The 1,970-nt window shown below is 45.2% G+C and carries 4 protein-coding genes; all 4 read right to left on the reverse strand.

The features are described 5' to 3' along the window. The coding region (gene truD / locus R7Q47_RS23425; protein ID WP_318089478.1) for a tRNA pseudouridine(13) synthase TruD at positions 1-392 on the reverse strand (392 nt) is incomplete at its 3' end. A 46-nt stretch (positions 393-438) separates the two neighbouring features. After that, on the reverse strand, positions 439-915 hold the full coding sequence (gene ispF / locus R7Q47_RS23430) for a 2-C-methyl-D-erythritol 2,4-cyclodiphosphate synthase (RefSeq protein WP_318089480.1): 477 nt from the start codon (positions 913-915) through the stop codon (positions 439-441). Between the two features lie 17 nt (positions 916-932). Continuing rightward, positions 933-1,637, reverse strand: coding sequence for a 2-C-methyl-D-erythritol 4-phosphate cytidylyltransferase (ispD, locus tag R7Q47_RS23435; protein ID WP_017449147.1), 705 nt, complete (start codon positions 1,635-1,637; stop codon positions 933-935). A 1-nt stretch (position 1,638) separates the two neighbouring features. Continuing rightward, positions 1,639-1,920: a cell division protein FtsB gene (gene ftsB / locus R7Q47_RS23440; protein ID WP_005455577.1), complete on the reverse strand. Its 282-nt coding sequence runs from the start codon at positions 1,918-1,920 to the stop codon at positions 1,639-1,641. Between the last annotated feature and the right edge of the window lie 50 nt (positions 1,921-1,970).

The following is a 1,970-nucleotide window of genomic DNA, read 5'->3' on the forward strand; positions in this document are numbered from 1 at the left end:
CCGATTAAGTCACCAGGACGCAGTTTTTTGTTGTGTCGATCGGTCGCCAGAATTTCAATACTTGGGTATTTCGCCAAAAATGTCGAAAAATCTGGAGTCTCACCTTTAGGCAGATGAACACTTAGCCACTGTTCGGTTACTGCATGGCGATCTTTCAGGCCTGCCCAACTAACGTCTTTAGACTTAACACCACAAGCTTTCGCTAGCTCGTTAGCGACGAAACTGGTGTTCTCACCTGTTTTTCGAATGCGCACCATTAAGTGTTCACCTTCTCCCGTGAAGGCAAAACCCAAATCTTCGCGAACCTGAAAGTGTTCTGGTTGCGCTTTAATTTTTGCTGATGCAACTGGCTTGCCTGTGAGGTAAGCCAATGAGGATAAAATATCTGACATGATGTATTTCCACTGCTTACGCAGCTTTAAGGAGCAAATTATTCGATTATTGCTTAAATAGAAGCACGACTGCTTCTGTAGCAATGCCTTCTTTGCGTCCAGTAAAACCAAGACGTTCTGTCGTCGTTGCTTTTACGTTGATGTTGCTAATATCGGTTTCTAGATCTTCGGCAATGGCGGCACACATTGCATCAATGTGAGGCGCCATTTTCGGCGCTTGCGCCATGATGGTGACGTCTGCATTACCAAGGCGGTAGCCTTGTTCTTTTACTCGACGGTAAACGTCTTTCAATAATTCGCGGCTGTTTGCACCTTTCCATTTATCGTCGGTATCTGGAAAATGACGACCAATATCACCCGCGGCATTCGCACCGAACAAAGCGTCGGTTATAGCATGTAGAGCAACCGCTCTGTCTGAGTGCGCAATTAGGCCTTGTTCGTAAGGAATTGCAACACCACCAATAATCACAGGGCCTTCACCGCCAAATTTGTGTACGTCGAAACCATGACCAATTCGAATCATTTTTTATCCTTTATTTTCTAACCGCGCTCGCGGCTAAGATAAAACTCGGCTAAGGCGAGATCTTCTGGCTGAGTAATTTTAATGTTATTCGCACTACCTTGAACTAAAGCTGGCGTTTCTCCCAACCACTCTAAAGCCGATGCTTCATCAGTGATCGCAACACCTTGCTGCAATGCGTCTGCCAGTGCTCTTGTTAGCTGCTGAGTTTTAAACATTTGTGGAGTCAGTGCATGCCACAATGCTTCTCTGTCTACGGTGTGATCGATGTTGTTTTCTTTGTTCGCTCGTTTCATTGTATCTCTCACGGGCGAGGCAAGAATGCCACCAGTAGGATGAGCACAACAAACATCAATCAGACGATCAATATCGTTTAATGTTACGCAAGGTCTCGCGGCATCATGGACCAGAACCCATTCACACGGAAGCTGCGCACTTACATAGTTTAGCCCTGAAAGCACTGAATCGGCTCTTTCTTTACCACCAGCGACACGTATTACGTCTGGGTGCAGGGCAATCGATAGTTCAGGGTAGTATGGGTCACCTTCTGTAACCGCAACCACAACTTTCGCAATTTGAGGGTGAGCAAGCAGCTTCTCTACGGTATGTTCCAATACCGTTTTTCCATCGACTAACAAGTACTGTTTAGGTCGATCTGCTTTCATTCGGCTACCAACACCAGCCGCAGGTACAATAGCGATATGAGATGAAACGTTCTCTGACATCTTACGGGTTTTCCTCACCAACTATGCGGTAGAAGGTCTCTCCTTCTTTCACCAAGCCAAGTTCATGACGAGCTCTTTCTTCAATCGCATCAAGTCCTTGCTTTAAGTCATCTATCTCAGCAAACATTTCATTATTGCGAGCTTGTAGCTTGCTGTTCACCTGCTGTTGAACTTCAATTTCATCTTTTACTGTGTAGTAGTCAGACACTCCGTTTTTACCAAACCATAGAGTGTATTGAAGCCAACCAAACAGTAACGTAAGGGCTATAACAAAGATTCGCATATCGCTGCTAACATTCTGTACCGGAAGGAATTAGATAAGGTGACATATAT

The sequence above is a fragment of the Vibrio sp. Vb0349 genome (genome assembly GCF_033338975.1).

Coding starts and splice junctions, on each gene's coding strand:
- ftsB (WP_005455577.1), bottom strand. CDS start 1,920: ATGCGAATCTTTGTTATAGCCCTTACGTTACTGTTTGGTTGGCTTCAA.
- ispD (WP_017449147.1), bottom strand. CDS start 1,637: ATGTCAGAGAACGTTTCATCTCATATCGCTATTGTACCTGCGGCTGGT.
- ispF (WP_318089480.1), bottom strand. CDS start 915: ATGATTCGAATTGGTCATGGTTTCGACGTACACAAATTTGGCGGTGAA.